The sequence below is a fragment of the Bifidobacterium sp. M0404 genome, assembly GCF_016101415.1.
GTDB classification, from domain to species: Bacteria; Actinomycetota; Actinomycetes; order Actinomycetales; family Bifidobacteriaceae; genus Bombiscardovia; species Bombiscardovia polysaccharolytica.
Map to the genome: position 1 here is coordinate 1 of NZ_JACFQP010000006.1, position 1807 is coordinate 1807.

1 protein-coding gene and 1 rRNA gene are annotated in these 1807 nt (G+C 60.5%); one reads left to right on the top strand and one right to left on the bottom strand.

What is annotated here, in order from left to right; genetic code table 11:
- The first annotated feature begins 91 nt into the window (after positions 1 to 91).
- Positions 92 to 1616 (top strand): 16S ribosomal RNA (locus H3T93_RS08700).
- A gap of 9 nt (positions 1617 to 1625) precedes the next feature.
- On the opposite strand, the gene H3T93_RS09200 is transcribed toward H3T93_RS08700, so the two are convergent.
- On the bottom strand, positions 1626 to 1807 hold a 182-nt coding region (locus H3T93_RS09200; RefSeq protein WP_232348793.1), incomplete at its 5' end, for a hypothetical protein.

Genomic DNA, 1807 nt, shown 5'->3' on the forward strand with positions numbered 1-1807 from the left:
GGTGTCGGGGTTTTTCGTGGGTTGGTTTCCTCCTTATGGAAGCTGGCCCGTCAATTATTGATGTGGGCTGTTTCGGCCTTCTTCATGGTTTTTTGTGGAGGGTTTGATTCTGGCTCAGGATGAACGCTGGCGGCGTGCTTAACACATGCAAGTCGAACGGGATCCGCCAAGCTTGCTTGGTGGTGAGAGTGGCGAACGGGTGAGTAATGCGTGACCAACCTGCCCCATGCTTCGGAATAGCTCCTGGAAACGGGTGGTAATGCCGGATGCTCCGCACTATCGCATGATGGTGTGGGAAAGGGTTTACCGGCATGGGATGGGGTCGCGTCCTATCAGCTTGTTGGCGGGGTGATGGCCTGCCAAGGCTTCGACGGGTAGCCGGCCTGAGAGGGCGACCGGCCACATTGGGACTGAGATACGGCCCAGACTCCTACGGGAGGCAGCAGTGGGGAATATTGCACAATGGGCGCAAGCCTGATGCAGCGACGCCGCGTGCGGGATGACGGCCTTCGGGTTGTAAACCGCTTTTGATTGGGAGCAAGCGAGAGTGAGTGTACCTTTCGAATAAGCACCGGCTAACTACGTGCCAGCAGCCGCGGTAATACGTAGGGTGCAAGCGTTATCCGGATTTATTGGGCGTAAAGAGCTCGTAGGCGGTTCGTCGCGTCTGGTGTGAAAGTCCATCGCTTAACGGTGGATCGGCGCCGGGTACGGGCGGACTGGAGTGCGGTAGGGGAGACTGGAATTCCCGGTGTAACGGTGGAATGTGTAGATATCGGGAAGAACACCGATGGCGAAGGCAGGTCTCTGGGCCGTCACTGACGCTGAGGAGCGAAAGCGTGGGGAGCGAACAGGATTAGATACCCTGGTAGTCCACGCCGTAAACGGTGGATGCTGGATGTGGGGCCCGTTCCACGGGTTCCGTGTCGGAGCTAACGCGTTAAGCATCCCGCCTGGGGAGTACGGCCGCAAGGCTAAAACTCAAAGAAATTGACGGGGGCCCGCACAAGCGGCGGAGCATGCGGATTAATTCGATGCAACGCGAAGAACCTTACCTGGGCTTGACATGTGCCGGACGGCCGCGGAGACGCGGCTTCCCTTCGGGGCCGGTTCACAGGTGGTGCATGGTCGTCGTCAGCTCGTGTCGTGAGATGTTGGGTCAAGTCCCGCAACGAGCGCAACCCTCGCCTCGTGTTGCCAGCGGGTCATGCCGGGAACTCACGGGGGACCGCCGGGGTTAACCCGGAGGAAGGTGGGGATGACGTCAGATCATCATGCCCCTTACGTCCAGGGCTTCACGCATGCTACAATGGCCGGTACAACGGGATGCGACATGGTGACATGGAGCGGATCCCTGAAAACCGGTCTCAGTTCGGATCGGAGCCTGCAACCCGGCTCCGTGAAGGCGGAGTCGCTAGTAATCGCGGATCAGCAACGCCGCGGTGAATGCGTTCCCGGGCCTTGTACACACCGCCCGTCAAGTCATGAAAGTGGGCAGCACCCGAAGCCGGTGGCCCAACCCGTTTGGGGGGGAGCCGTCTAAGGTGAGGTCCGCGATTGGGACTAAGTCGTAACAAGGTAGCCGTACCGGAAGGTGCGGCTGGATCACCTCCTTTCTACGGAGATTATGGAAATCCCCTGCGTGGTCTGCGTGGGGGTCGTGCCTGCGGGCCGGCCGTCTGGCCGGTTGGCGTGGGTGTGCTGGCGTGGAACGGTCTTGAGGCTGTGGCATGGATGCGCTGTTGGGTTCCCGGACCGCCACCCTTGTGGGTGGTGTTCCCGTCGCCCGTCGGGTCCTGCGTGGGGT